This is a genomic window from Rhizobium etli 8C-3, from assembly GCF_001908375.1.
In the GTDB taxonomy this organism is placed as follows: Bacteria; Pseudomonadota; Alphaproteobacteria; order Rhizobiales; family Rhizobiaceae; genus Rhizobium; species Rhizobium etli_B.
The window spans coordinates 845,797-872,783 of sequence record NZ_CP017244.1 but is presented as its reverse complement, the minus strand read 5'-3'; the positions used below and the strand labels follow the sequence as shown (position 1 = coordinate 872,783).

The following is a 26,987-nucleotide window of genomic DNA, read 5'->3' as shown; positions in this document are numbered from 1 at the left end:
AGATCGGCCCGAGGTGAGCGTTCTCCAATCTCGCATGACGAAAAATCTGCACCGCTTTGCACGCTGCAGAATTGACTTCGCTGCCCAGAGGTCAGATGAATGAGGGTGGTTCTTGCGTGGCGGCGGTTGGTGAGATGAAAGCCGGATGAGCAGATTGTTTGTCGACGCCATTGTCGTTGGCGCAGGCGTCATCGGCCTGGCGGTTGCCCGCAAGCTCGCGCTTTGCGGCCTTGAAACCATCATTCTCGAGCGCGCCAACGCAATCGGCACAGAAACTTCGTCGAGGAACTCGGAAGTTATCCACGCCGGTCTTTATTACCCACAAGGTTCGCTCAAGGCGACGGTATGCGTCAACGGCCGGGAAGCGCTTTACGACTATTGTGCCCGCCGCGGCGTGGAAGCGCGCCGGGTAGGCAAGATTCTGGTTGCAGCAAGCCCCGAGGAATTACCCAAACTTGAAGCGATTGCTGCGGCAGCCAAACGCAACGCCGTTTTCGACCTAGTTCCGCTCACACAAAGCGACGTCGCCGACCTCGAACCGGAGCTGCACTGCGCCGGCGCGCTGCTCTCGCCATCGACGGGCATCATCGACAGTCACGGCTATATGCAGGCGCTGCGCGAGGATTTCGAGACTGCCGGCGGCATGATCGCCTTCCACACGCCGGCTGTAGCAATCAGCTGCGGCGGTGCGCGGATCAGACTGACCACGGGCGGAGCGGAGCCTACCGAAATTGGGGCCAGCTTCGTGGTCAATTCCGCCGGCCACGGTGCCCCCGGCCTTGCGGCAAGAACAGCGGGACTTTCGCCCAACATGGTGCCGCCACAGTGGTACGCCAAGGGAAACTATTTCGCGCTTTCCGGACGCCAACCCTTTTCGCACCTCATCTATCCGATGCCAGACCATGCCGGCCTTGGAGTCCACGCAACACTCGATCTCAACGGACGCTGTCGTTTCGGGCCTGATGTCGAATGGGTCGACGAGAACTATTCGCTCGATGTTGCAGCCTCGCGCGCTGAACAGTTTTATGATGCGATCCGCCGCTATTGGCCAGGTTTGCGTGACGGCGCCTTGCAGCCGGATTATGCCGGGATACGGCCAAAGCTTCACGACGCAACCATGCCAATGCCGGACTTCCGCATCGACGGACCGCACCTGCACGGCGTCAAAGGCCTGGTCAATCTGTTCGGGATCGAAAGCCCGGGGCTGACGGGATCGCTTGCGATCGCGGATGAGGTTGCGGCCGCGCTTGGAGTTGCAGCAATAAGCAAGCCACCCATTCCGATCGATAATTAGTTCTTATACTACTTATCTTGCTTGCGCGGCCGAGTTCACCGAGCAAGGGAGCGGAATCTCCTGCAATCGACGCCTTCTCGCAGGGTGATCCTTGTAAGTGCTTGGCGATGAATGCCGGAATAATGTTCCGATCCTTTGAGCAAGTGATATCAAAAAAATTTCGAGTATTAGTAGCATCGATACTGATACACGCAGTGATAGAGAAAATACTGCTCCAATGCCGGCCGCGCGATATCACTAATCTTTTCATACACATTACGTGATTGAACACTATTTCAAACTTATGATAGTAAATAAGTACTGCAGCCGACAGAATCATGCTGCCGCATCCTTCGTGAGAATCGTCGGGATTCTTCATCCAAATCCTGTTGAACCTCACGCCTGCATGTCTTTTTTTGCATTGAATGCATTGCAACATATCGCATCATAGTGACGGGGCCGGAATGATTTCAGGGCGCATTGATGACATGCCAGGTGACATCGATGTCCTAATCGTCGGATCCGGACCCGTCGGCCTCACCCTCGTCAAAGAGCTTCGGCGGGCCGACAAGCGCGTGCTCGTTGTTGAGTCGGGCGGGTTGGACCCATCTGCGGCCTCGAACGAACTCGCCGGCGCCTTGATCCTGGAGCCTGCCACCCATGATGACGTGCGCATCTGCGTCTCGCGCCAATTCGGCGGAACAAGCAACCTTTGGACCGGGCGATGCCTTCCCTTCGATCCGATCGACTTTGAAGATCGATTTACCGATGCTCGGTGGCCTATGTCCTATGACGAGATAAGACCGTTCTACGACCGTGCCGTTGAATACGCCAACTGTGGCCAAGGGTTCCTCGATAAGACGCCACTTGTGTCGGCAGACGCCCATTTCGAACTCACGCGCCTTGAACGTTACAGTCGTGATCCGAAACTGTTTCGCGCAAGCCTTCAGCAATTCAGCGAGGATAAGGGACTGACAATCCTCCTGAACACCACAGTCGTGGATCTGGTCCTGACGGAAAATGGCAGAGTCAGCCATATCGTGGCTCGTCACAAAAACGGTCTTGCCTACCGCATTTCATGCAAACTCGTGGTTCTTGCCTCAGGTGGGCTGGAAGCGGCGAGACTTCTGCTCAACATTCAGCGGCGTCACCCGCTGATGTTCGGCGGCCCCCATGGAGCGCTTGGCCGCTATTACATGGGCCATCTTTTCGGGCATGTTGCCGCGGTTAGATTTTCGAACAGGCCGGCTGAGGCACTTTTCGACTTCCGCAGGGACGAAACAGGCGCATACATGCGCAGACGCATCGTGCCGAGCGATACGCTAATCAACCAGCATCATCTGCCGAATGTGGCGTTCTGGCCCGACGTGCCGGCCCTTTCAGATCCGCAGCATGAAAGTGCCTTTTTGTCCGCCGCTTATCTTGCCCTGAATTTTCGTCCACTCGCACGATACCTTGCTCCTGAAGTCATCCGCCGGCATCACGCAAGCCGCCTTGATGCAATCGCCGGCCATCTCAAGAACCTCGCAATCAACCCAACCGAGATTGTCAGGCAGCTACCAGGTTATTTACGCAATCGCTATCGGCGAAGCGCCAGGAAACCCGGCTTCTTCATCAATAACAGCCGTTTGACCTACAGGCTCGCTTTCCATGCCGAACATTTCCCGGACAGACAAAGCCACGTGCGTTTGTCTGACAGTGTCGATGCCTTCTTCATGCCGCGGCTGACGATCGACATGCGCGTGCTCGACGAAAATATCCATGCACTCGTTCGCACCCATCGGCTCCTCAATGCCTGGCTTGAAAAAAACTGCCTGGGTCAACTCGATCTCGATCGAAATGACGATACGCTTGCAAGTGCCATCACTACGCGCATCCGCCATGGCACGCATCAGATTGGACTGACACGCATGGGAAGGAACCGCAACGAAGCCGTCGTCGACGCGAACTTGAAGATCTTCGATCTTGCTAACGCATATATTGCGAGTTCTTCTGTCTTTCCGACGTCGAGCCAAGCCAATCCAACATTGACGGCAATGGCCCTTGCAATTCGCCTCGCGCAGCACATCATCCAGCCGGCGCCCTAGCATTTTTCTGCAGAGTTCGAGCAACCTCAGGTTTTATTGAAGAACCTTGGCGAAACGAGTTTATATTGGCCTCTGTGAGTGCAGTTGCAGGTTCAAATTGATCTCCATTATAGATTATTTTACCGCGTCGGCCCCAAATACCGGCTAGGCCGAGCCTCGAAGAGGCCTCAAGCTCCTTCCAAATCTAAACAAAGTTGGATTAGCATCGGTGACGAAAACCCAAACGGATAGTGTCAAAAGACCGGCCATTGCCATTGTTGGCGGCGGCTTTTCCGGCGCGGGAGTAGCCTTTCACCTCGCAAGGACAATGCACGAGATGGCGCGCCTCATCGTCTTTGAGCCGCGCCGCGAATTGGGCCGCGGGCTTGCCTATGATACGGACGACCCTTCCCACCGCATCAATGTTCCGGCAGCCCGTATGAGTCTGCTTCCCGATGAACCGGAGGATTTCCTTGATTGGATTGCCGATACCGATGGTGTCGCGGACGATCCGGAAGCATTATGGCCGAATGGCAATCTCTATCCTCAACGCCGGCTCTTCGGCGCCTATGTCGCTGCGAGACTGCGCCCATACCTTGAAAACGGCAGGATAGAGCACAGGAGGACGCGTGTAAAAAGGGTGTTACCCGACCCAAAGGCTTGGATGATCACCGACAGCGATGGCGAGGAGATGCGCGCAGATTTACTCGTAATCGCCACCAGCCATCCAGCCCCCTCTGCACCGCCCAGCCTCTGCGCCGCATTGGCCGGCCACCCGCGCTTTTTTGCCGATCCGACGCGCCCCGGCTCACTCGATGCCATCCGTCCCGACGATCGGGTCCTCATTGTCGGCAACGGCTTGACATCCGCCGATATCATCGCGTCTCTAACACGCAGCGGCCATCAAGGTCCGATCACCTCGATCTCCCGCCGAGGGCTTCGTTCTCGCGGGCACCCGCCGTGCCCGCAGGAGCCCTTGGGCGACTTCCTTTCCGAGCCGGCAACAAGCGCTGCAGCACTGCTCCGCAACGTCCGAAACTCGATCGCGCAGGCTGCCGAACTCGGCGAAAGCTGGCATGCAGTCATCGATCAGGTCCGCAGCAACGGCCATGAAATCTGGCGCAATCTGCCTCTCGCCGAGCGGCAGCGCATCGTGCGTCATTTGCGACCTTACTGGGACGTCCATCGCTTCCGCATCGCACCGCAGGTCGAAGAGGTGCTGGACCGGGCGATCGCTGACGGACGCCTCGAGATCCTTGCCGCTTGCGTAGCCGGTGCAAAAATCGACGGAGCGGCGATCGATGTATTTCTATTGAGGCGAAGTGGCGAGCGCGTGGAGAAACGCTTCGATGCCGTGGTCGTGACCACCGGTCCTGCCCATGGCGGCATTCTCCAAAGCCAGATGTGGCTGCACGAACTCGCGCAGAGCGGTCATCTAACGCTCGATCCGACCGGCCTCGGAATCGCCTGCAACGAGAGCTCCGAAGCGGTCGGAACGGATGGGGTGGCGGATTCCTCATTGCTGATCTCGGGTCCGCTTGCGCGTGGCACTTTTGGAGAACTGATGGGGCTGCCGCAGGTAAGCGAACATGCTGTCTTCATCGCAGCCGAACTTGCAAAGAAATTGAAAGCGGTTCGCTGATGCGAGTACCGCCGACCGCTTGGCACCCGCCCGCATTGGTTTACGGTAGCAATAACCAGCTGTAATTCTTACATTTTTGCAATGAAACGGTAATGAACATTTAATTTGAAAATGGGCATTGGCCAGAGCATATCTTTTCGCGACGCCATTTCTTCAAACCGGCAGCATTCGCGACAGTCTCGATGTCCTCTGGAGGCCAAAGAATTGGCGCCACGTTCACCCGACGCCCGCGTTCCCCGACATGGAACCAAGACGCCGCCATGCAGTACTTCGCAAGGGACTTGTCACCATGTTACCAATCCTCCCCAAGCATCGCACCGCAGCGCTGATCGGCGTAGCGATTATCGCCGCCACTGCCGTCGCGCCGTTTGCCATCAACGCATCCAATGCCGCGGCCTCTGCGGCCGGAACCCAGGGCGCGCTTTCGGCCAGCGGCTCTTTCGCCTCCGTCGTTGATGCCGACAAGCCTGCCGTCGTCACGATCACCACGACGATGAGGGCCGACGCCAGCGCCGACGACGACCAATCGCCGATGGACGAGCAATTCCGGCAGTTCTTCGAACAGCAAGGCATACCATTTCCGAAACAGGCGCCGCAGCATCAGCACGGTGAGCGTGCCATGGCGCTCGGCTCCGGTTTCATCATCAGCCCCGATGGCGTCATCGTCACCAACAATCATGTGATCGACAATGCATTGGGCATCAAGGTGACACTCGATGATGGAACGGAACTGCCGGCCAAGCTGATCGGTGCCGATGCGAAGTCTGATATCGCTGTCTTAAAGATTGAAGCTTCGAAGCAGCTTGCAACGATTTCCTGGGGCGAATCTGATACGCTAAAGCTTGGCGATCAGATCCTGGCCATCGGCAATCCCTTCGGCATCGGCACGACAGTCACAGCTGGTATCGTGTCGGCCCGCGGCCGCGATCTGCACAGTGGTCCCTACGACGACTTCATCCAGATCGACGCCCCGATCAATCACGGCAATTCCGGCGGTCCGCTCGTCGACCACAACGGCAATGTCGTCGGCATCAACACGGCGATCTATTCACCAAACGGCGGCAGTGTCGGCGTCGGTTTTGCCATTCCCTCCGATGAGGCCAAGGCGATCGTCGCCAAGCTTCAGAAGGACGGGTCGATCGAGCATGGTTACCTCGGCGTGCAGATCCAGGCAGTTACCAAGGATGTTGCAGATGCCGTTGGGCTCAATGCCTCGCAGGGTGCGCTCGTTGCAGGCGTAACCGGGGGGAGTCCTGCCGCACGCGCCGGTGTGAAAACGGGCGATATCATCACCGCCTTAGGCAGCGAGGCCGTAAAGACGCCGAAAGACCTCTCGCGTCTCGTCGCCGACATGTCGCCGGGCGCCCGAGAGACGCTCACCGTCTGGCGTGACGGCCAGAGCACCGATCTCGCCGTCACCATCGGTAGCAACGGCACCGGCGAGAAGCAGGCAGCAGCCGAAGACAGCAGCGGCAGGACACCGGCCGGTTCGGGCATCGGAATTGCTCTTGCCGATCTGACGCCGGGTACGCGGGAGGAACTGAACCTGCCCAGAAGCGTCACAGGCGCAGTCGTCGCCAGTGTCAATCCGGACAAGACGGCCGCCGATGCAGGCATTCAGACGGGCGACGTCATCGTATCGGTGAACAACAAGGCCGTCCATAATGCAGGCGATGTGAAGAACGCCGTCACCTATGCTGCAAGATCCGGCCGCAAGTCAGTGCTCCTGCTTGTCGAACGTGGCGGCAATAGGATCTTCGTAGCGGTACCTTTCGTAGCGGCTTAACGGCGAACGTCCTGCGCTCTGCACTCCCGGTGAAAAGCGCTGTCGCTCCAAGGCCTGCGCCGCCGGGTTGCTCGGCGGCGCGCAGAGGCGATGGAAACGACGATGTTCATCGTCGAAGCCGACAGCGACATTGCCGAGCCAATCGAAGTACCCTTTTCAAGCATCACTTCGCCAGGATGGCTCCCGTCCCTCGAAGAAGGCGGCAATGCCTTCGCGCGCCTCTTCCGTTTCCCAGGTATCGGCCAATTGCTCGATGACGCTTTCGATGACCGCGTCCGTGATCGGCATTCCGAGCGAACGCGCAAGTGTCTTGGCTCTTGCCGCTGCATCCGGTGACGCCCTCAAAAAATGCCCGACTTCGGCCTCGACTGCCGCATCGAGGTCCTTGGTGGGTACAACATGCGCGGCCAGCCCGGCAGCCTTTGCCTCCGATGCGCTGATCAGTTTACCGGACATGATGAGAGGACGAGCAGCACCTTCGCCAATCCGCGCGACGACGAAAGGACTAATCGTCGCCGGGATGATACCGAGGCGAGCTTCGGTCAGGCCAAAACGGGCGCTTTCAGTGGCGATCACCAGATCGCAAACACTGACAAGGCCGACACCGCCGCCATAGGCATTGCCCTGAACACGGGCGATCACTGCCTTCGGAATTTCATTCAATGCGCGGAACATGGTGGCAAGCCGCCTTGCCTCGGACATTCGCTCAGCCCGCCCCGCCTCAAACTGGGCGCGCATCCAACCGAGATCGCCGCCCGCACAGAAGCTTGCTCCCTCTGCGGCAAGCACGATAACCCGAACGCTGCGATCAGCACCGAGAGCCTTTGATGCGGCGGTCAGTTCATCCATCATCCGGGGCGAGATCGCGTTGTGCTTTTCTGGCCGCGCAAGCGTCAGCCGCGCAAGGCCGCGGGCGTCGATATCGATGCGAAGCGTTTCAGGCATCACGACTTACTCCTCAACGCACGGGCAAATGCGGCTGCCTGCCGAAGCTTGTCTTGCGCAAGCCCTGTCGAATAACCTCTTGCCGCGAGGTGCCGCGCGACCGCCGCGGTGTCGACATTGCCCTTTGCACCGGGTGCATAAGGACAGCCTCCGAGCCCGGCGATCGAGGCATCGAAGACGCGAAGCCCATGGTCCAGCGCAACGTCGATATTCTCGAGCGCCCGGCCCGAGGTGTCGTGGAAATGGCCTGCAAGCATTGTGGCGGGTGCCTCGTCAAGCACGGCCGCGATCATCCTTGCCACAGCTTCCGGTGTTGCACGGCCGATCGTATCGCCAAGGCTGATCTCGTAGCATCCGAGGTCCCTCAGCAATGCTACCACCTTCGCGGCATTGGCAGGCGGTACACCACCGTCATAGGGGCATTCGACAACACAGCTGACATAGCCGCGCAGTGGAATGCCATGTGCGATACTTGCCTGCGCGACGGGTCTGAAACGGTCAATGCTCTCGGCAATCGAGCAATTGATATTATGCTGGGAGAAGCCTTCGGAAGCTGCGGCAAAGATCGCCACCTCGTCGGCCCGTGCCTCAAGTGCCGCCTCAAAGCCCTTCATGTTAGGGGTGAGGACGGCATACCGCACGCCAGGTACGCGGCGAATTCGGGCCATCACTTCGGCCGCGTCGACAAGCTGCGGCACCCATTTCGGGCTTACGAAACTCGTCACCTCGATACGCTCGTAGCCGCAATCGGACAGCATATCGACAAGAGCAATTTTGTCTGCCGTCTCGATGAAATGTTGCTCATTTTGCAGACCGTCACGCGGTGCCATCTCGACGATCGAAACATGTTCCTGGTGTAAAGCCGTCATCATGCCTCTCCGGCCTTCAGGGTGACGAGGACGGCGCCCTCGGAAACCTGCTGGCCCTCACTCGCGTGAACGCTTTCCACGATCGCGTCTCGCGCAGCGGTCAGCGTCAGCTCCATTTTCATGGCCTCCATGACGATCAGCGGCGCGCCTTTCGAGACTGCAGCACCTTCGCTTGTCCGCACGATCTTGACGAAGCCCGGCATCGGTGCGATCAGCCGATCGCCGACATCCGTTTCTGAGGTAGTCCCATCCAGCGGATCGGGCAGCGTAAAGAGATGCGAATTGCCGTCAAGCCTCAGGCACAACCGATGCGTCCCGCGCTCCACCTCGACGGCAACCTGCCTGCCATCGGTCTCCACTTGCAAACGGTCGGCATGTCGGCTGACGATCCTTATGGGGATGACGCGGCGGCCGTCATGGACGGCGAACATGCCGAAGCCTCGTGCAACGACGCACAGACTTGCAAGACTGCCTGCATGTTCCAACGTCACTTTACGCTGCATTTCGCCCCAGAGCTGCCAATGGCCGAGCGTGTCCCACGGATCGTTGCCGTGGCCCCTTGCCTCCAGCGACAGCACCGCCGCAAGGGCAATCACCGTGTCTTCGGCAGCCGGAATTGCGATCAAGGTCTCAAGATTGCGCTCAATCAGACCAGTGTCCGGATGGCCCGAGACAAACTCCTCCTGACGGCTCAGGTTGGTGAGAAAGCCGATATTGCTCACCGTCCCGGCGATGTGCGATGCCTGCAGTGCCCGCGTCAACATCGCAAGCGCATCGGCACGATCGGCGCCATGGACGATCATCTTGGCGATCATCGGGTCGTAGTAGGCAGAAATCCGATCGCCTGCCCTGACGCCCGCATCGATCCGCACGCCGTCTGGAAAGCGCATTCCGTCGATCACGCCCGTGGCGGGTAAAAAACCCCTTGCCGCGTCCTCCGCGTAAATGCGTGCCTCAAAGGCCCAGCCGTCGATCTTCAGCTCAGTTTGTTTTTTCGGAAGCGGCTCACCGGCTGCCACCCGCAATTGCCATTCGACGAGATCAACACCCGCAATTGCCTCCGTTACCGGATGCTCGACCTGCAGACGCGTGTTCATTTCCATGAAAAAGAAGCGGTCCGGCAGCAAGTCCTTCGAGACATCGGCGATGAACTCGACGGTCCCGGCGCCGCGATAATCGATCGCCCGCGCAGCGCGCACGGCCGCTTCGCCCATGGCGCGACGCATCTCGGCGGTCATGCCCGGAGCCGGCGCTTCCTCGATGACCTTCTGGTGGCGCCGCTGGAGTGAACAGTCGCGCTCGAAAAGGTGGACGACATTGCCGTACCTGTCTCCGAAAACCTGTATTTCGATATGACGCGGTCGAAGCAGGTACTTTTCGATCAGCACGGCATCATCGCCGAACGCCGCCTTCGCCTCGCGCTTTGCCGCCTCCAGGGCAGATGGAAGCTCCTCGGCGCCCTCGACACGGCGCATGCCCTTGCCGCCGCCGCCTGCGCGCGCCTTGATGAGAACGGGGTAGCCGATCTCGGCTGCCTTGTCCGCCAGAAGGTCCAGATCCTGGTCGTCGCCGTGGTAGCCCGGCACGATCGGAACGCCAGCGCTTTCCATCAGGGCCTTGGCGGCATCCTTGCGGCCCATTGCCCGGATCGCCATTGGCTGCGGACCAACGAAGACTATTCCCGCCGCCTCGACAGCCTCGGCGAACTCGGCGTTTTCCGAAAGAAAGCCATAGCCCGGATGAATCGCATCGGCGCCAGCCCGCTTGGCCGATTCTAAGACCCGCTCGATGGAAAGGTAACTTTCATGGGCCGCCGCACCGCCGATGCGGATCGCTTCGTCAGCAAGTTCGACGTGCAGCGCGTCGCTGTCGGCATCGGAATAGACCGTCGCTGTGCGCACGCCCAGGCGGCGGGCGGTACGAATGATACGGCAGGCGATTTCGCCACGGTTGGCAATCAGGATCTTTTCAAACATCGCCCCCTCACATCCTAAACAGGCCGAAGCGCGTGTCCTCGATCGGCGCATTCAGCGCCGCTGACAGCGACAGCCCGAGCACATTGCGGCTCTTTGCAGGATCGATGATGCCGTCGTCCCATAGGCGGGCGGAAGCATAGAGCGGATGGCTCTGGCTTTCGAAGAGATCGAGAACCGGCTTTTTGAAAGCCGCCTCGTCTTCTGCATTCCAAGGCGTTCCAGCGCGGATCAGCGCTTCGCTGCGAACGGTTGCAAGAACGCCTGCCGCCTGCTCGCCGCCCATTACGGAAATCCTACTGTTCGGCCAGGTCCAGAGGAAGCGCGGCGAAAAGGCGCGGCCTGCCATTCCGTAATTTCCGGCGCCGAAGGAGCCGCCGATCAGCATGGTGATCTTCGGTACCCTGGTCGTTGCCACTGCGGTGACCAGTTTGGCGCCATGCTTGGCGATACCTTCCGTCTCGTATTTGCGCCCGACCATGAAGCCGGTGATGTTTTGCAAGAAGACCAGCGGGATTTTCCGTTGCGAGCAGAGCTCGACAAAATGTACGCCCTTAAGAGCGGATTCGGAAAACAGGACGCCGTTGTTGGCAAGGATCCCGACGGGGATGCCATGAATATGCGCAAAGCCGCAGACGAGCGTGGCACCGTAGCGCGCCTTGAACTCGTCAAAACGCGAACCGTCGACGATGCGGGCGATCACCTCGCGGACCTCGTAGGGTGTGCGAAGGTCAGCGGGCACGATACCGGCGATTTCCGCCGGATCGTAGCGCGGCGGCTCTGCCTGGCGAAGCTCGACGGTATGCGCTTTTTGCCGGTTCAGCGAGGCAACGGCGCGGCGTGCCAGCGCCAGCGCATGGGCATCGTCGCGCGCCAGATAGTCGGCAACGCCGGAAAGGCGCGTGTGCACGTCGCCGCCGCCGAGCTCTTCGGCAGAGACCACCTCGCCCGTCGCCGCTTTGACAAGCGGCGGCCCGGCGAGAAAGATCGTTCCCTGCCCTTCCACGATGATGGCTTCGTCAGACATGGCCGGGACATAGGCCCCGCCTGCCGTACAAGAGCCCATCACCACGGCAATCTGGGGGATTCCGGCCGCCGACATATTGGCCTGGTTGAAGAAGATCCGGCCGAAGTGATCACGATCGGGAAAGACCTCGTCCTGATTGGGCAGATTGGCGCCGCCGGAATCAACCAAATAGATGCAGGGCAGGTTGTTCGCCGCTGCGATCTCCTGTGCCCTTAGGTGCTTCTTCACCGTCATCGGATAGTAAGTACCGCCTTTGACCGTCGCATCGTTGCACACGATCATGCATTCGCGACCTGCGACGCGCCCGATTCCCGCAATCAGCCCGGCTGCCGGCGCCTCGTCGCCGTACATGCCATAAGCAGCTGTCGCAGCAATTTCCAGAAACGGTGTTGCCGGGTCGATCAACTCCATGACCCTGTCGCGCGGTAGCATCTTGCCGCGACCCACATGCCGCTCGCGTGCCGCCGTCCCGCCGCCGTTCTGGGCCGATCGCGCGACGTCCTCAATAAGCCTGATAGCCTCCTGCATGGCCACCTGATTGGCCCTGAAGGTGTCAGAGTTGGTCGAGATCTGGGATTTGAGTACGGTCATGCCGTCTCCGCAAAGAGCTCACGTCCGATCAGCATTCGCCGGATTTCGGAGGTGCCGGCGCCGATCTCGTAGAGCTTGGCATCCCTTAAGAGCCGTCCTGCGGCATAATCGTTGGTGTAGCCATTGCCGCCCAGCGCCTGGATCGCTTCGAGCGCCACGCCAGTTGCCTTTTCCGCTGCATAAAGGATGCAACCTGCAGCGTCCTTGCGGGTCGTCTCACCGCGGTCGCAGGCCGCCGCCACGGCATAGACATAGGCGCGCGCCGTATTCAGCGTCACATACATGTCGGCGAGCTTGGCCTGCATCAACTGGAATTCGCCGATCGCCCGGCCGAACTGCTTGCGTTCATGCAGATAGGGCAGAACAAGATCGACGCAAGCCGCCATGATCCCGAGGGGACCGGCCGAAAGCACAACGCGTTCGTAATCCAGGCCTGACATCAGTATCTTCACACCGTCGCCGATTGCGCCCAGCACGTTCTCCTCGGGCACTTGGCAATCCCGAAAGATCAGCTCGCAGGTGTTCGAACCCCGCATCCCGAGCTTGTCGAGTTTCTGACCCGTGGTAAACCCCTGGAAAGTCTTCTCGACAAGGAACGCCGTAATGCCCCGCGATCCGGCCTCAGGGTCGGTCTTGGCATAGACCACGAGCAGATCGGCATCCGGACCGTTGGTGATCCACATCTTGTTACCGTTCAGGAGATATCGGTCGCCGCGCTTTTCGGCCTTGAGCTTCATCGAAACGACGTCCGAACCGGCATCCGGCTCCGACATGGCGAGTGCGCCGACATGTTCGCCCGAGATGAGCTTGGGCAGATAGCGGCGCTTCTGCGCGTCATTGCCGTTGCGGTTGATCTGATTGACGCAGAGGTTGGAATGCGCCCCATAGCTCAAGCCGACCGAGGCCGAGGCGCGGCTAATCTCCTCCATGGCGACGCAGTGGGCGAGATAACCGAGACCCGCACCGCCATAAGCGTCGTCCGCCGTAATGCCGAGCAAACCCATATCGCCCATCTCCCGCCAGAGCTGTGCTGGAAACTGGTTACTGCGATCGGTCTCTGCCGCCAGCGGCGCGATGCGACCACTGGCAAACCGCCTGACACTTTCGCGCAAGGCTTCGATCTCGTCTCCGAGCGCGAAATTCAACCCACCTGAATACATCCGGCCTCTCCCCTTAGCCGTCGACCACGCCGCATCGGCACCGGCATCTGCTCCTTCGAGGTCGCAGTGTTGATCCATGATACTGGAAGCATTGCTCCTCCGCTTCATCAGTCCATGTCAGAACGATAGCACCCGATCAGCATAATTTCCCCACCAAAAATGCGGCTGCAAAGCATCAATCGAAAAGCGAATGCCCAGGCTGGCGATATTTTTACAAAGAAGCTCGGATCGCCCCGGATATTGAACCATCTGCTGCCGAGTGCGGCAATCGGCCCGTCGCATCCGGCGCTACTGGGGCGGCGCGGGATCAATTGATCTTCACGCCCTTAGAGCGCATGCGCGAAACGGTCTCACGCTCGGCCCGCTTGCACCGCATGGGCGGCAAACCGCGGTCCATAAGGTCCATGTCCTCCAGCACCATGTCGCCCATCTTCTTGAAGGCACTGTCAAGTGCACCGGCACGATGGGCGGAGCGGATGAACCCATTCAAAACGCGCGCCCCGTGGTCGAGCGGCAGCGGCTCTTCGGGATACACATCGCTGGCTGCAACGATATGGCCCGATGCGACGGCTGCCATCAGTGCGTCGAAATCGACGACATCGGCCCGACTGAGCAGGATGAACGCCGAGCCCGGCCGCATGCTGGCAAACGCCTCAGCATTAAGGAAATGCTTGTTCTCACTGGTCACTGCCGCAACGACAAAGATGAAATCGCTCTCGGTAAGCACCTCTTTTAGGCTTGCCGCCTGAACGCCGTTCTCCTCCAGCATCGAGCGCGGCAGCCAGGGATCGAAAACCCGGATCGTTGCCCGGAAACCGCATAGCACGCGTCGGAGCGCCCTACCGAGATCGCCGAAGCCGATGATGCCGATCTCGGAGCCTGCAATCAGCCTGGAGCGTGCATTGCCCTCGCCGCCCCAAAGCTCTCTGCCTTCACGAAAAGCCAAGTCCTGGTCGACGATGCCGCGCGCGAGCGAAAGTGCAAAACCCAGGCCAATCTCCGCCACAGGTTCGGCAAAGACCTGTCCCGTCGTGACGACGTGGATGCCGCGCTGGAAGAGGATTTCATAAGGCATATTGTTGATAAGGTTGCTTTCGACGTTCAGCACGCAGCGTAATTCGGGCATGCGCGCCAAGGTTCCGGCCGACAAGGGCGGCTGGCCGATGATGTAACGCGCCTTGCCGAGAACTTCATCGCTGAGCTCGGCGATATTGTCCGGATCGGCCTCCACGATCTGATATCTGGCGTGCAACAGTTTTCGCGCCTCGTCGCTAAAGATCAGATCGAGCGTGCGCGGTTCTGGTGCACTGATCGCCAGTGGCCGCTCGTCATATGCCATCTCTTTTCCTCCTCAGCACTTCATTGCCGTCTGAACACAAGCCGGCGCTTCACCTTCCGACGATCGCGATCATAGCCTGATAGTTCCCTGACCTGGTGCTTTTCTTCTTCGAGCCGAGCTGGACAGCGGCACATCGACAAACATCGGTAAAACGACATCGGACCCTGGGAACGGCTTCGATGATGAAGCTCGACAGCATATCAGGCCCAGGAAACACCCTCTTCTAGCGATGACAGAGACCTCTCAGTGATCGAGGTCAAGTTTGAGCTGCTCGCCGCCGCGCGTCTTAGCGAGATAGGGGTTTGGCGGTCTCATCAGCTGGATCCGCTCGAACAGCTTTTGACGGCGCTCCATGTCGCGCTCGCGCGCCGAGCGGGAGGCAGCAACAAAAGCCAAGGCATTCTGGATAACGCGTTCTGCGTGGGTCACGAGCATCTCCAATGAAAGAACACAACGGGCAAAAACAGTGCCATTTTCGGCTTGTCCCTGGTCTGCTTTGGTTTGGCCGACGTTGGCGCCGATCGGCTAGTTCTTCTGCGTCCGTCGCACAGGTGGTCCCGTCCCTCAGTACGGCATACCATTCTCAATCCGTGGCCCTAATGCCTGTGGCTTCTGTCACAGGGTGGAGTTCCGCTCCGGTCCGCGTTCGCGAAGGCGATGCGCAGCTCCGCGGGCCTTGTCGCTCGACCCTCAGGGGATGGACGAGAACGACGTCATCACAAATGTCGTCAAGCCGCTGCTGCCCTGCATCAGCATATGGCTATAGAATTTGTGGTAGTCGACGAGATCTTTAAAACCTCGATCTGAGCCCAAAGGCTGGAAGTGTGTCTGTCCCTCGATCATCACCTGCATCTCAGTGATCCGTTCTTTCGGCGGGCGCGGCCTCTTCATCGCCGCATATGTTCCCGGTATGTTCTTTTTTGCTGGCAAAGTCAACCGACAGCCCTCGCAGTAGACGGAAAATTCCCAATGTCGCTTCTTGACGCACGACGGCTGAAGGTGGGCCTGAGGGCACCGATTCAACTGACGTCATCATCGGCGCTCACTCAAACCCGTTTCCCCGTGGCATCAGCTTTATTTTCTGAGGTGAACGGGATCGACCCAGCGATCCCGTCCTGCCTTCGGGCCAGCCGATGTGGTTTGGCAGCGGTGGAAGGCCCTAGCCGTTAATCGTAATGCGCTTGGCGGTCGATTGCGCCGTTTCGGACCGTGGCAGAGTGATCGTCAGGACGCCGTTCTTGAAAGAAGCCTCCACCTTGTCTTCCTGCACCTCGTTATTGAGCGACAGACGGCGCTCGAAGCGGCCATAAAACCGCTCTGAGAATTGCCGGTCCTTGTCCTCGCTATCGGCCCGCTTTTCACCGCGGATGGTCAGAATGCCATTGTCGATCAGAAGTTCGATATCCTTCTCGTCCATTCCGGGAATTTCGGCGACGATCCGGATGTCCTTGTCGGTCTCCGAGACTTCGATTTTTGGCCAGGCCGTTTCGAACATGAAACCGGACCCGACTGTTGGAAAATGGCCTTCTACGCCGCGGAAGACATCATCGAACAACCTGTTCATCTCGCGATGAAGCGCAAGGAATGGATGCTGGTCTCTGCCTGCATAGCCTGTCGGGGCCGGACTGTTGCTGCGGCCCCAGGGAATGAGATCACGAACGCTCATCTTAAGCCTCCATGTTTTTCAACGCGCCAGATCCTCCGGCGCGCTCGCCTTTGCCCTGGTGGGGGTCAGGCGACTGCCTAAGTCACTCTTTGGATTGACACTGCACAGAACTGCCTGCGCCGCATCATAGATTAAACGCTGGTGGCGAAGCTTCCGTTCCGGCTGCGTTAGCACTCTCCCAACAAGAGTGCTAATTTTTTGCCGGCGCCCTCTTGAAATTCGAAAAGATCGGTAGCAGATTTTTTCCGCCGAGCGGTCAGGAAGGCTCGGCAGCCGCCCGGATTGGTGACCTGGTCTGGGAGCGTAATTAAGTGATCATCATCGTTGTCCATGGAGGGAGCCATGTCATTCCGACCGCTTCATGATCGCATTCTCGTCCGCCGTGTTGAGTCCGAAGAAAGAACCAAAGGCGGCATCATCATACCCGACACTGCCAAGGAAAAGCCGCAGGAAGGCGAAGTCATCGCCGTCGGCCCCGGTGCGCGCAATGACGCGGGCCAGGTTCAGCCGCTCGACGTCAAGGCTGGCGACCGTATCCTGTTTGGCAAATGGTCCGGCACCGAGATCAAGATTAACGGCGAAGATCTGCTGATTATGAAGGAAAGCGACGTAATGGGCATCATCGAGGTTCCGGCGGCCGGAAAGAAAGCCGCTTGAGGTGCCTAACGCCATCCGGCTATCCAATGGAGGAGTGAAGACATGGCTGCTAAAGAAGTCAAATTCCACAGCGACGCGCGCGACCGCATGCTGCGCGGGGTCGACGTGCTTGCCAACGCGGTGAAGGTGACGCTTGGTCCGAAGGGCCGCAACGTTGTGATCGACAAGTCCTTCGGCGCGCCGCGCATCACCAAGGACGGTGTTTCGGTCGCCAAGGAAATCGAACTGGAGGACAAGTTCGAGAACATGGGCGCGCAGATGCTGCGCGAAGTCGCCTCGAAGACCAGCGATGTTGCTGGCGACGGCACGACGACAGCAACCGTTCTTGCTCAAGCCATCGTTCGCGAAGGCGCCAAGGCCGTTGCAGCCGGCATGAACCCGATGGACCTGAAGCGCGGTATCGATCTTGCTGTCGATGCGGTCGTCAAGGAACTGAAGAACAACGCCCGCGAGATCTCGAACAATGCCGAGATCGCCCAAGTCGGCTCGATATCGGCCAATGGGGATGCCGAAATCGGCAGTTTCCTTGCCGAAGCCATGCAGAAGGTCGGCAACGAAGGCGTCATCACCGTCGAAGAAGCCAAGACCGCCGAAACCGAACTCGAAGTCGTCGAAGGCATGCAGTTCGACCGCGGCTACCTGTCGCCGTACTTCGTTACCAATCAGGACAAGATGCGGGTCGAGCTTGAGGATCCCTATGTCCTCATCCACGAGAAGAAGCTCTCGAACCTGCAGTCGATGCTTCCGGTTCTCGAAGCCGTCGTGCAATCCGGCAAGCCGCTGCTCATCATCGCTGAAGACGTCGAAGGCGAAGCGCTTGCAACGCTCGTCGTCAACAAGCTGCGCGGCGGGCTGAAGATTGCTGCCGTCAAGGCTCCGGGCTTCGGCGACCGCCGCAAGGCCATGCTCGAGGACATCGCGATCCTCACCGGCGGCACGGTCATCTCCGAAGACCTCGGCATCAAGCTGGAGTCCGTCACGCTCGACATGCTCGGCCGTGCGAAGAAAATCGTAGTCGAGAAGGAAAACACCACGATCATCGACGGCGCCGGCGCCAAGTCCGACATCGAAGGCCGCGTTGTCCAGATCAAGGCGCAGATCGAAGAAACCACCTCCGACTACGACCGCGAGAAGCTGCAGGAACGCCTTGCCAAGCTCGCCGGCGGCGTTGCCGTCATCCGCGTCGGCGGCTCGACGGAAGTCGAAGTGAAGGAAAAGAAGGACCGCGTCGACGATGCACTGCACGCGACCCGCGCGGCCGTCGAGGAGGGCATCTTGCCAGGCGGCGGCGTGGCGCTGCTGCGAGCCGTCAAGGCCCTCGACAACCTTACCGCGGCCAATTCTGACCAGCGTGTCGGCGTCGAGATCGTTCGGCGTGCAATCGAGTCCCCGGTGCGCCAGATCGCCGAGAATGCCGGGGCGGAAGGTTCGATTGTCGTCGGCAAGCTGCGTGAAAAGGCCGAATTCTCCTATGGCTGGAATGCCCAGACCAACGAGTATGGCGATCTCTATCAGATGGGCGTAATCGATCCGGTCAAGGTCGTGCGCACAGCACTTCAAGATGCTGCCTCCGTTGCCGGTCTGCTGGTGACGACGGAGGCGATGGTGGCGGAAAAACCCAAGAAGGAGGCCGCTGCCCCTGCCATGCCCCCCGGAGCCGGCATGGACTTCTAGGGAAGCCATTCGGCCCGCCTGGCGACGGGCGGGCCGTACGGAATGGAGGTCAAGATGGTTCAGACGATCATCAACAGATCGGAAGTGCCGCTGGATGCCCGTGACCTTGAGATGTGCCAATCTGTATTCGACGAGGTTCGATCGGAAGCCAAAATAGCCAAGGTTTCCGATGAGGCGGAGCGGATTGCTGCCATAACGATCGAACTCTATCGCCAGGGCGTGCGCAGCCCACACCATCTGAAGGTCATGGTAGAGGCGGCGCGCGGCCTAATTGCGCCGCGAAAAGTGGAATGAATTCACGGCGAGGAACGGCATGCCCATTTGGCACCTGCAAACGGGCATGCCTGGAAGATAAACGTTCTTTAGCTGGGGCAGACGCTCGCCGCGTTACCGATGATATGATTTTGCGGCCCCCTTAAACAGCCGCCTGCCAATGATCTGAATTTTTCGCCCCTTTTTCGAGGAGGTTCCATGAATCTGTGCTAAGTCGCGGAAAAGAACGCTAGCACAGGACTTATCGAACCATGATCGAACTTACACCATCGCAGATCGCAGCACTGAAACTTGCAAGGGACGGCGATCTTTATCCTCAGCCGATGAAGAAGTGGACGCACCAAAACGCCACGGTGACCTACGCGAAAACCGACCGTTGGAAAGAACGGCCGCAGAAGGTGAAATCCGTAACCAGCAAGGCGCTGGACGAGTTGAAAGCGTCGGGCTTTCTGGAGCGGCGCCATCTCGATCATGATGCTTCAAAGGATGTCTACGGGATCACGATGGCCGGCAAGATGTGGCTGCTAAAGAACAAATAGGCTTACGCAAATCCTCACGATCCTTGATCCTGATCATCCTGTGGTTCGGCACAAGCGCCTAGGACCATTTCACAAATAATGAGAAAACGTTTTCGCAGTTGACATTTTTGTTGCGAAAAGGTTTTCTCTAATGGTCACGGGTGGAAGAAATGAGACCGGACCTTACAGGAAAAAAGCAGACCCGCATCACGATCCACGATCTAGCTGCTGCGGCTGGGGTCAGCATCTCGACGGCATCGAAGGCGTTGAACGATACGGGCCGGATGGGCGAGGAAACACGCGAGCGGGTCAAACGCATCGCGCGGGAAATCGGCTTCAGACCGAACGCACTGGCGCGTGGCCTCTTGAGCAAGCGCAGCTTCACTATCGGGCTTTTGACCAACGATACTTATGGCCGCTTCACCCTTCCGGTGATGGCAGGCGTTTCGGAAGCGCTCGTCGATCACGGCGTTTCGGTTTTTCTCTGTGCGATCGAGGATGATCCGGCTCTTGGGCAGATCCACGTGGATGCGATGCTGGACAAGCAGGTCGATGGGATCATCGCATCGGGAAAACGGGTCGATCGGCAGCTTCCGGTCGACTTGTCGAGCCTTCCGGTACCCGTAGTTTATGCCTTCACGGAAGGTACGCCGGGCAGCGTGAGCTTCCGCTCGGATGACGCACAGGGCGCAAGGCTCGCCGTGGAATGGCTGATTGGGCTCGGGCGTTTCCGAATCGCCCATATTACTGGTCCTCAAAGCTTCTTTTCGGTGCGCGAACGCGCTTTTGCCTATCGCGAACTGGCAGGTGACGGTGAACCGGTTCTTTACGGCGCCTGGTTAGAGGCATGGGGTCACGAAGCGGTCGACCAAATATGGAGCCGCGCCGGAGAAAAACCCGATGGCATCTTCTGCGGCAACGATCAGATTGCCCGCGGCGTCGTCGATGCGCTGCGCGAACAGGGCGTTAAAGTACCAGAGGACGTTTCTGTGGTCGGCTTTGACAATTGGGAGATTGTCGCGGCACAGACGCGGCCGCCGCTGACGACGATCGACATGGAATTGAAGGAGCTCGGGCGCCAGGCAGGATTGACCGTGCTTGCCCTGGCCGAGGGCCGGCCCGTCGAGCCCGGCGTGCGGAAATTGCCGTGCCGTTTGGTCGTGCGGCAGTCCTGCGGGAGTGATGCCCGCGAAAAATGAGAAGCGGCGCGAGGAGACGCGCCATATTGGGAGGAATGTCATGATCAAGCGTCTAATCGCAGCGACCAGCATCGCTACCTTGTGCCTGGTATCGGGAGCATCGGCCGCAGAAAAAGTTGAAATGTGGGTGCGCACGGGAATCGGCGACGCCTTCAAGAAGGTCGTCGAAGCCTATAACGCCAGCCACGAGAACCAGGTGATCGCAACCGAGGTGCCGTTTTCCGAACTCGTCCAGAAATATGCAACCGCGATTGCCGGCGGACAGGCCCCTGATGCCCTTTCGATGGATCTTATCTATAACCCCGCCTTTGCTGCGGCCGGCCAGTTGGAGGACCTGACAGACTGGGCAAAATCCCTGCCCTACTTCAATTCGCTTTCGCCCTCACACGTCCGCCTCGGAACCTATCAGGATCGCATTTACGGCCTGCCGCTCTCCGTCGAAACCTCGGTCTTCGCCTGGAACAAGGATCTCTACAAGAAGTCCGGTCTCGACCCGGAAAGGGCTCCGGCAACATGGGACGAGATTACCTCGAACGCGGAAAAGATCCGCGCGCTCGGTGACGACACCTACGGATTTTATTTCTCCGGCGGCGGCTGCGGTGGCTGCATGATATTCACCTTCACGCCGCTCGTGTGGGGTGCCGGCGCCGATATCCTGTCGGCCGACAGCAAGACAGCAACGCTCGATACCCCTCAAATGCGCAAGGCCGTCGATATCTATCGCAACATGGTGGCGAAGGATCTCGTGCCGGCGGGAGCTGCAAGCGACAACGGCGCAAACTTCCTCACCTTCACCAACGGCAAAATCGGTCAGCAAAGCCTCGGCGCCTTTGCCATCGGCACCCTGGTGACCGAACATCCGGATATCAACTTCGGGGTAACGCTCATTCCCGGCGTCGACGGAAAGCCGTCCTCCTTCGCCGGCGGCGATAATTTCGTCATCACCAAGGGCACGAAGAAGATCGATGCCGTCAAGGAATTCCTCGAATATGTCTATGCAGTGGACGGCCAGAAGGTCATGGCCAAATACGGGAGCCTGCCGACACGCGGCGATATCGCCGAAAAGGTACTTGAAGGGCTCGATCCGCGCATGCAGGTCGGACTCAAGGCCATCGGCGTTGCCAAGACCCCCTATACGCTGCAGTTCAACGATCTGATCAACAGCGCCAACGGTCCGTGGGCCAGCTTCACCAATGCCGCGATCTTCGGCGACGATGTCGACGGCGCCTTTTCAAGCGCCCAGTCAGAAATGCAATCGATCATAGACAGCGGCCAATAGACCTCTCCCGGCCGCGGCCGGGAGGCGGTGGGAGCTTCCCGGCCGACCTCAATGAAAGATGCGGAGCGTTCTCGATGACAGGTTCAGGCTTACCGCACCAAGCTTGCGCGCGCAGGGCTCGCAGATCGCAATGGCGCGGCCTTGCCTATATCGCCCCTGCCATGGCGCTCGTTATCGTCTTCTTCATCATACCGGTGATTTTCACCGGATGGATGAGCCTTCACAACTGGCCACTGATGGGCGCTTCGCGCTGGATCGGATTCAACAATTACCTTCGCATGTATAACGACAGCCGCTTCATGACAGCGCTGAATTTTACGGCCTATTATACCGTGATCGTCACGATCGCGATCTTTTCGATCGCCTTTCCGCTCGCGATCTTTGTCGAAAAAGAGCGGCAATTTGTCAGCGCCTATCGCACGATCGTCTTCCTGCCCGTGGTCGTCGGCCTTGCGACGGCATCGCTGCTTTGGGTTTGGCTCGCCAATGTCGACAGCGGCTTCATCGGTCCCGCCTTGAAAAGCCTCGGCGTCGTGGCAAAGAGCCCGAACCTGCTTGCCACTTTCGACACGGCGTTTCTGACGATTGTCGTGATGGTGGTCTGGAAGATCGCAGGTTTCACCATGATCATCCTCTTGACCGGACTTCAGGCTATTCCCGCCGAACTCACCGAGGCGGCCCGCATCGATGGCGCCGGTCGTTGGCAGCGCTTCGTGCACCTGACACTGCCGTTGATGCGCAAAACGATCGCTTTGGCGCTAATCGTCTCCGTTACCGGATCGGTTCTCGCCTTTGACCAGTTCTATATCATGACGGCCGGCGGGCCGCAGAACAAGATGATCTCGGTCGTGTACTACATCTTCAATCAGTCCTTCGTATCCTTCAATCTCGGCTATGGCGCAGCGCTCTCGATCGCGCTTCTCGCGATCCTGGTTGCTATCAGTATCGTTCAGCTCTGGCTGCTGCGTGTCGGAGGGGATCACCAATGATCTCCGCGAAGGAAAAACGTGCACGAAAGCGCTTACGCTCGAAGTCGGCCTATCACCTGACCGGCATCACCATAGCAGTCTTCTTTCTTGCGCCTTTCGCCGTCACGCTGCTTGCCTCGTTCCGACACGGAACCGAGGCGTCCCTGCCGCCCCTGCCGCCATGGCCGACTGCGGGGATAAGCTTCGATTCCTATAGATTGCTGGATACCTTCGGCGCCGGGATCTGGCGGCATATGGTCAATTCGCTGCTCGTTTCCCTTGCCACCGTGGTTCTCACCGTTGCCGTCAGCCTGCTTGCGGGCTACGGATTTTCACGCTACCGCTTTCCGCTGAAGAACGTGCTCTTCGTGCTGATCATCACGACACTGATGATCCCGTTCCAGTCGATCCTGACGCCGCTTTTCATCATCCTTGCAAAGCTCGGGCTCAACAATTCGCTACTCGGGCTGACGCTCGTGTACGTGACGCTTCAGCTACCCTTTTCCGTTTTCATGATGCGAAATGCTTTCGACGCCGTGCCGAAGGAGATCGAGGAGGCTGCGCGCATCGATGGCGCCCGTGATTTGAAACTCCTCGCGCGCGTGCTGTTGCCCCTCGTCCTGCCGGGTGTCGCTACCGTCGCGATCTTTGCGTTCCTGAATGCCTGGAACGAGTTCCTGGCAGCACTTGTGCTGCTCTCCAGCAACGAGAAATACACCCTGCCGGTCCTCATGACGGCAGTTCGCGCCGGCCGCCTCGGCGCCATCAACTGGGGTGCTGTGCAGGCCGGCGTCGTCGTCATGACGGTCCCCTGCCTCATCGTCTTCCTGCTTTTGCAACGCTACTACATGCGCGGGCTGATGGCCGGCGCGGTAAAATGAAGCCACTTACAACGGATGAAGCCATGAACGATCCAAAACGAGACCGTCAGTTCCGCCCCCTGCCCGTTCCAAGCGTCGAGCTATGCGGCATCTTCGGTGACCGTCAGGAGGCCATCTGCGGATCCACGGCCGAGACACTTCTTGACCGCTGCGTGGAGGCGGGCATGCTGCGCGCGATCGATACCAGCCACCAGGGGCCTGGGGTCGTCATTCCGATTCAGCCCTGGGGTGGTACGACTCAGATGTTCTGGGACAGCGACCTTGGGAAGTCGATCGAGACCGTTGCCTATTCGCTCTACCGGCGTCCCAATCCCCGACTTGAGGCGCGAGTCGACGAAATCACCGACATGTACGAAAAGCTGCAGGATGCAGACGGCTATCTGAATGCCTGGTTCCAACGCGTTCAGCCCGGTCGCCGCTGGACCAACCTGCGCGATCACCACGAGCTTTATTGCGCCGGACACCTGATCGAGGGTGCCGTTGCCTATTTTCAGGCGACAGGCAAGCGAAAGCTGCTCGACATCATGTGCAGGTATGCCGATCACATGATCGAGGTCTTCGGCCATGGCGAGGGCAAGATCCCGGGCTATTGCGGCCATGAGGAGGTCGAGCTTGCACTCGTGAAACTCGCCCGGGTGACCGGCCAGAAGAAGTATCTGGATCTCGCCAAATATTTCATAGACGAGCGTGGCACCGAGCCGCATTTCTTCACCGAAGAAGCGATCCGTGATGGGCGCGATCCGACACATTTCATCCAGAAGACTTACGAATACAACCAGGCCCATCAACCGGTGCGAGAGCAGAAGAAGGTGGTCGGCCATGCGGTGCGTGCCATGTATCTTTATTCCGGCATGGCCGATATCGCGACGGAATATAACGACGACACGCTGACTGCAGCGCTCGAAACGCTCTGGGATGACCTTACAACTAAGCAGATGTACATTACCGGCGGCATCGGCCCGGCCGCTGCAAATGAGGGCTTCACCGACTACTACGATTTGCCGAACGAAAGCGCCTATGCGGAAACCTGCGCTTCGGTCGGCCTGGTGTTTTGGGCAAGCCGTATGCTCGGCCGCGGCCCGAACCGCCGCTATGCCGACATCATGGAACAGGCACTGTACAATGGCGCAATGGCCGGTATTTCGCTCGACGGCCGCACGTTCTTCTACGAAAATCCACTTGAAAGTAGCGGCAAGCATCATCGCTGGATCTGGCATCATTGCCCGTGCTGCCCGCCCAACATTGCCCGCCTGCTTTCTTCCATCGGGTCGTACATGTATGCCGTTGCCGACGACGAGATCGCCGTACATCTCTACGGAGAAAGCAAGGCGCATTTCGAAATCGGCGGCTCCAAGATTACACTGGCGCAGGAGACGCGCTATCCTTGGGATGGCGCCATACGTTTCGACATCGCAACGGAAAAGCCGGCGTGTTTTGCAGTGTCGCTTCGTATCCCCGAATGGGCAAACGGAGTGGCGATCAAGGTGAATGGCGAGACGTTTGATCTCTCTCGTGTGATGCTCGACGGCTATGCCCGCATCGAGCGGGAATGGAAAAGCGGCGACCGCGTCGATCTCGACATTCCTCTTGCAACGCGCTCGCTGTTTGCCAATCCGCTCGTTCGTCAGGATGCCGGCCGCATGGCTTTGATGCGTGGACCTTTGGTCTACTGCGTCGAAGCAACCGACAACGGCCCCGGCTTGAATGGAATCCGGCTCAATGGCGACGTTTCGAAAGCGAAAACCGCCGAAGTCGCCGAGCTTGGTGGTGCCATTGCTCTGGATTTGCCTGCAAGGCGCGATGAGGCCGACTGGGGCGAGGCCCTTTACAGGGCGTCGCCGCCGCATGCACGCGAAACGACTGCGCGCTTTGTGCCCTATTCATTCTGGGACAATCGAGCGCCAGGTGAGATGCTTGTCTGGGTAAGAGCAGGTGAAGAAGGCGGTGATTAAACTGGCTGACACTGGCGTCGTGCTGGCGGGCGTCCGCAAGAGTTTCGCTGGCCTTGATGTCATTCACGGCATCGACCTTGAAATTGCCGAAGGTTCCTTCGTTGTCTTCGTGGGACCCTCCGGCTGCGGAAAGTCGACGCTGCTTCGCATGATTGCCGGATTGGAAGAGGTTACTGACGGCGAGATCGAGATCAAGGGGCGCAATGTCACCGATCTCGATCCGTCCGAGCGCGGCATTGCCATGGTGTTTCAGTCGTATGCTCTTTACCCACACATGAACGTTCGCGAAAACCTCGCATTCGGACTGAAGATGGCGAAAACGGCGGCAGCAGAGATCGAAGCACGCGTGATGGCCGCGTCCGCGATTTTGAAGATCGAGCACCTGCTCGACCGCAAGCCCGGACAACTCTCCGGCGGTCAGCGCCAACGCGTGGCGATCGGCCGGGCAATCGTGCGCAAGCCGCACGTGTTTTTGTTCGACGAGCCGCTTTCCAATCTCGATGCCGAATTGCGGGTCTCGATGCGCATCGAGATCGCTCGGCTACATCGCGAACTCGCCAACACGATGATCTATGTCACGCATGACCAGACCGAGGCGATGACACTTGCCGACAAGATCGTCGTTCTTCGCGATGGGCGCATCGAACAATCCGGAACGCCGCGCGAGGTCTATGAGAACCCGGCCAATGTCTTCGTAGCGGGCTTCATCGGTTCACCGCGGATGAATTTACTGCAAGCGACATGGTCGGGCGACGGCACAATCAGCGTCGCCGGGACGGCCATCCCGGCGCCGATTGCATCTGGCAAGCTTTCAGCTGGCGACAGGCTTACATTCGGCGTTCGCCCGGAGCACTTCATTGTCGCTGAAGCTGCGGCACAGACGCTTAGAGCGCGCGTTGATTTTTCTGAATACCTTGGCGGAACCCAGTACCTCTACTGCCAGCTCGATGATGGAGGGGCCGTTACCGCTGAACACAGGTCTTCGGTTCCAATCGAGGCCGGTGACACTATCCATCTCGCAAGCGAGATGACCAAGCGCCGCTTCTTCGATTCAGATGGGAAGCGGCTGGCGGATTGAAATCTTCTCCTGGTCGAAACTGTCCTCGGGTGCATTCGCTCGATCTTCCGATCAACTGCAAGAGCGGCACACGGGCCAAGAGTGATCCGCCGCATCTCAGGTGGATCATTTTTCGTTTCCGCGCTTTCTCCTGCGAAGTGAAGAACGCCGGACAAAACCGGCAATATCCGG

General features: G+C 59.0%; 23 protein-coding genes. 14 read left to right on the top strand and 9 right to left on the bottom strand.

Annotated features, from left to right (window positions below):
• Nucleotides 1–145 precede the first annotated feature (145 nt).
• The 4 genes from AM571_RS29080 (at nt 146) to AM571_RS29065 (ending at nt 6,767) form a co-directional block, all read left to right on the top strand.
• On the top strand, nt 146–1,294 hold the full coding sequence (locus AM571_RS29080) for an NAD(P)/FAD-dependent oxidoreductase (RefSeq protein ID WP_074064448.1): 1,149 nt from the start codon (nt 146–148) through the stop codon (nt 1,292–1,294).
• A 443-nt stretch (nt 1,295–1,737) separates the two neighbouring features.
• On the top strand, nt 1,738–3,360 hold the full coding sequence (locus AM571_RS29075; RefSeq protein WP_074064447.1) for an FAD-dependent oxidoreductase: 1,623 nt from the start codon (nt 1,738–1,740) through the stop codon (nt 3,358–3,360).
• A 208-nt stretch (nt 3,361–3,568) separates the two neighbouring features.
• The gene (locus tag AM571_RS29070; protein ID WP_074064446.1) at nt 3,569–4,981 is read left to right on the top strand and encodes an FAD/NAD(P)-binding protein; all 1,413 of its coding nucleotides are present in this window, start codon (nt 3,569–3,571) and stop codon (nt 4,979–4,981) included.
• A gap of 289 nt (nt 4,982–5,270) precedes the next feature.
• Entirely contained in the window at nt 5,271–6,767 is a 1,497-nt protein-coding gene (locus tag AM571_RS29065; protein WP_074065646.1) for a DegQ family serine endoprotease, read from the top strand.
• 156 nt (nt 6,768–6,923) lie between these two features.
• Here the strand turns inward: AM571_RS29065 and AM571_RS29060 are convergent, their stop codons facing one another.
• The 9 genes from AM571_RS29060 to AM571_RS29020 form a co-directional block, all read right to left on the bottom strand.
• Entirely contained in the window at nt 6,924–7,712 is a 789-nt protein-coding gene (locus AM571_RS29060; protein WP_074064445.1) for a crotonase/enoyl-CoA hydratase family protein, read from the bottom strand.
• Nucleotides 7,712–8,581: a hydroxymethylglutaryl-CoA lyase gene (locus AM571_RS29055; protein WP_074064444.1), complete on the bottom strand. Its 870-nt coding sequence runs from the start codon at nt 8,579–8,581 to the stop codon at nt 7,712–7,714. The genes AM571_RS29060 and AM571_RS29055 overlap by 1 nt, the downstream gene beginning before the upstream one ends.
• On the bottom strand, nt 8,581–10,557 hold the full coding sequence (locus AM571_RS29050; protein WP_074064443.1) for an acetyl/propionyl/methylcrotonyl-CoA carboxylase subunit alpha: 1,977 nt from the start codon (nt 10,555–10,557) through the stop codon (nt 8,581–8,583). The genes AM571_RS29055 and AM571_RS29050 overlap by 1 nt, the downstream gene beginning before the upstream one ends.
• Before the next feature lie 7 nt (nt 10,558–10,564).
• Nucleotides 10,565–12,172, bottom strand: coding sequence for a carboxyl transferase domain-containing protein (locus tag AM571_RS29045; RefSeq protein WP_074064442.1), 1,608 nt, complete (start codon nt 12,170–12,172; stop codon nt 10,565–10,567).
• Nucleotides 12,169–13,332: an isovaleryl-CoA dehydrogenase gene (locus tag AM571_RS29040; protein WP_074064441.1), complete on the bottom strand. Its 1,164-nt coding sequence runs from the start codon at nt 13,330–13,332 to the stop codon at nt 12,169–12,171. Before AM571_RS29040 ends, AM571_RS29045 begins: the two co-directional genes overlap by 4 nt.
• Before the next feature lie 307 nt (nt 13,333–13,639).
• Nucleotides 13,640–14,671, bottom strand: coding sequence for a hydroxyacid dehydrogenase (locus AM571_RS29035; RefSeq protein ID WP_074064440.1), 1,032 nt, complete (start codon nt 14,669–14,671; stop codon nt 13,640–13,642).
• A 243-nt stretch (nt 14,672–14,914) separates the two neighbouring features.
• Nucleotides 14,915–15,100: a hypothetical protein gene (locus AM571_RS29030; RefSeq protein WP_420493401.1), complete on the bottom strand. Its 186-nt coding sequence runs from the start codon at nt 15,098–15,100 to the stop codon at nt 14,915–14,917.
• Between the two features lie 261 nt (nt 15,101–15,361).
• Nucleotides 15,362–15,607: a hypothetical protein gene (locus tag AM571_RS37135; protein ID WP_165918533.1), complete on the bottom strand. Its 246-nt coding sequence runs from the start codon at nt 15,605–15,607 to the stop codon at nt 15,362–15,364.
• A gap of 223 nt (nt 15,608–15,830) precedes the next feature.
• Complete coding sequence (locus AM571_RS29020) at nt 15,831–16,337, bottom strand: Hsp20/alpha crystallin family protein (protein WP_074064438.1); 507 nt, start codon at nt 16,335–16,337, stop codon at nt 15,831–15,833.
• A 342-nt stretch (nt 16,338–16,679) separates the two neighbouring features.
• Between AM571_RS29020 and groES the strand changes: the two genes are divergently transcribed.
• The 10 genes from groES to AM571_RS28970 all read left to right on the top strand — a co-directional run bounded on the left by groES (nt 16,680) and on the right by AM571_RS28970 (nt 26,816).
• A complete protein-coding gene (groES, locus tag AM571_RS29015) occupies nt 16,680–16,994 on the top strand; it encodes a co-chaperone GroES (protein WP_074064437.1) in 315 nt (104 codons plus the stop codon).
• 42 nt (nt 16,995–17,036) lie between these two features.
• Nucleotides 17,037–18,668: a chaperonin GroEL gene (groL, locus tag AM571_RS29010; RefSeq protein ID WP_074064436.1), complete on the top strand. Its 1,632-nt coding sequence runs from the start codon at nt 17,037–17,039 to the stop codon at nt 18,666–18,668.
• A 54-nt stretch (nt 18,669–18,722) separates the two neighbouring features.
• Nucleotides 18,723–18,962 (top strand): hypothetical protein, encoded by a 240-nt coding sequence (locus AM571_RS29005; protein WP_074065644.1) that lies wholly within the window; start codon nt 18,723–18,725, stop codon nt 18,960–18,962.
• Between the two features lie 230 nt (nt 18,963–19,192).
• The gene (locus AM571_RS29000) at nt 19,193–19,480 is read left to right on the top strand and encodes a hypothetical protein (RefSeq protein WP_074064435.1); all 288 of its coding nucleotides are present in this window, start codon (nt 19,193–19,195) and stop codon (nt 19,478–19,480) included.
• 149 nt (nt 19,481–19,629) lie between these two features.
• On the top strand, nt 19,630–20,658 hold the full coding sequence (locus AM571_RS28995; RefSeq protein ID WP_074064434.1) for a LacI family DNA-binding transcriptional regulator: 1,029 nt from the start codon (nt 19,630–19,632) through the stop codon (nt 20,656–20,658).
• A 40-nt stretch (nt 20,659–20,698) separates the two neighbouring features.
• Nucleotides 20,699–21,937 (top strand): ABC transporter substrate-binding protein, encoded by a 1,239-nt coding sequence (locus tag AM571_RS28990; RefSeq protein WP_074064433.1) that lies wholly within the window; start codon nt 20,699–20,701, stop codon nt 21,935–21,937.
• A 74-nt stretch (nt 21,938–22,011) separates the two neighbouring features.
• Complete coding sequence (locus AM571_RS28985; protein WP_074064432.1) at nt 22,012–22,926, top strand: carbohydrate ABC transporter permease; 915 nt, start codon at nt 22,012–22,014, stop codon at nt 22,924–22,926.
• Complete coding sequence (locus AM571_RS28980) at nt 22,923–23,786, top strand: carbohydrate ABC transporter permease (RefSeq protein WP_074064431.1); 864 nt, start codon at nt 22,923–22,925, stop codon at nt 23,784–23,786. The genes AM571_RS28985 and AM571_RS28980 overlap by 4 nt, the downstream gene beginning before the upstream one ends.
• Nucleotides 23,787–23,809: 23 nt before the next feature.
• On the top strand, nt 23,810–25,738 hold the full coding sequence (locus tag AM571_RS28975; protein WP_074065643.1) for a glycoside hydrolase family 127 protein: 1,929 nt from the start codon (nt 23,810–23,812) through the stop codon (nt 25,736–25,738).
• Nucleotide 25,739: 1 nt separating this feature from the next.
• Nucleotides 25,740–26,816: an ABC transporter ATP-binding protein gene (locus AM571_RS28970; RefSeq protein ID WP_074065642.1), complete on the top strand. Its 1,077-nt coding sequence runs from the start codon at nt 25,740–25,742 to the stop codon at nt 26,814–26,816.
• Nucleotides 26,817–26,987: the final 171 nt, after the last annotated feature.

Excerpts from the sequence above, each read along its gene's own strand:
- AM571_RS29080 (WP_074064448.1), top strand. The coding sequence starts at position 146 with ATGAGCAGATTGTTTGTCGACGCCATTGTCGTTGGCGCAGGCGTCATC.
- AM571_RS29075 (WP_074064447.1), top strand. The coding sequence starts at position 1,738 with ATGATTTCAGGGCGCATTGATGACATGCCAGGTGACATCGATGTCCTA.
- AM571_RS29065 (WP_074065646.1), top strand. The coding sequence starts at position 5,271 with ATGTTACCAATCCTCCCCAAGCATCGCACCGCAGCGCTGATCGGCGTA.
- AM571_RS29060 (WP_074064445.1), bottom strand. The coding sequence starts at position 7,712 with ATGCCTGAAACGCTTCGCATCGATATCGACGCCCGCGGCCTTGCGCGG.
- AM571_RS29055 (WP_074064444.1), bottom strand. The coding sequence starts at position 8,581 with ATGACGGCTTTACACCAGGAACATGTTTCGATCGTCGAGATGGCACCG.
- AM571_RS29050 (WP_074064443.1), bottom strand. The coding sequence starts at position 10,557 with ATGTTTGAAAAGATCCTGATTGCCAACCGTGGCGAAATCGCCTGCCGT.
- AM571_RS29045 (WP_074064442.1), bottom strand. The coding sequence starts at position 12,172 with ATGACCGTACTCAAATCCCAGATCTCGACCAACTCTGACACCTTCAGG.
- AM571_RS29040 (WP_074064441.1), bottom strand. The coding sequence starts at position 13,332 with ATGTATTCAGGTGGGTTGAATTTCGCGCTCGGAGACGAGATCGAAGCC.
- AM571_RS29035 (WP_074064440.1), bottom strand. The coding sequence starts at position 14,671 with ATGGCATATGACGAGCGGCCACTGGCGATCAGTGCACCAGAACCGCGC.
- AM571_RS29020 (WP_074064438.1), bottom strand. The coding sequence starts at position 16,337 with ATGAGCGTTCGTGATCTCATTCCCTGGGGCCGCAGCAACAGTCCGGCC.
- groES (WP_074064437.1), top strand. The coding sequence starts at position 16,680 with ATGTCATTCCGACCGCTTCATGATCGCATTCTCGTCCGCCGTGTTGAG.
- groL (WP_074064436.1), top strand. The coding sequence starts at position 17,037 with ATGGCTGCTAAAGAAGTCAAATTCCACAGCGACGCGCGCGACCGCATG.
- AM571_RS29005 (WP_074065644.1), top strand. The coding sequence starts at position 18,723 with ATGGTTCAGACGATCATCAACAGATCGGAAGTGCCGCTGGATGCCCGT.
- AM571_RS29000 (WP_074064435.1), top strand. The coding sequence starts at position 19,193 with ATGATCGAACTTACACCATCGCAGATCGCAGCACTGAAACTTGCAAGG.
- AM571_RS28995 (WP_074064434.1), top strand. The coding sequence starts at position 19,630 with ATGAGACCGGACCTTACAGGAAAAAAGCAGACCCGCATCACGATCCAC.
- AM571_RS28990 (WP_074064433.1), top strand. The coding sequence starts at position 20,699 with ATGATCAAGCGTCTAATCGCAGCGACCAGCATCGCTACCTTGTGCCTG.
- AM571_RS28985 (WP_074064432.1), top strand. The coding sequence starts at position 22,012 with ATGACAGGTTCAGGCTTACCGCACCAAGCTTGCGCGCGCAGGGCTCGC.
- AM571_RS28980 (WP_074064431.1), top strand. The coding sequence starts at position 22,923 with ATGATCTCCGCGAAGGAAAAACGTGCACGAAAGCGCTTACGCTCGAAG.
- AM571_RS28975 (WP_074065643.1), top strand. The coding sequence starts at position 23,810 with ATGAACGATCCAAAACGAGACCGTCAGTTCCGCCCCCTGCCCGTTCCA.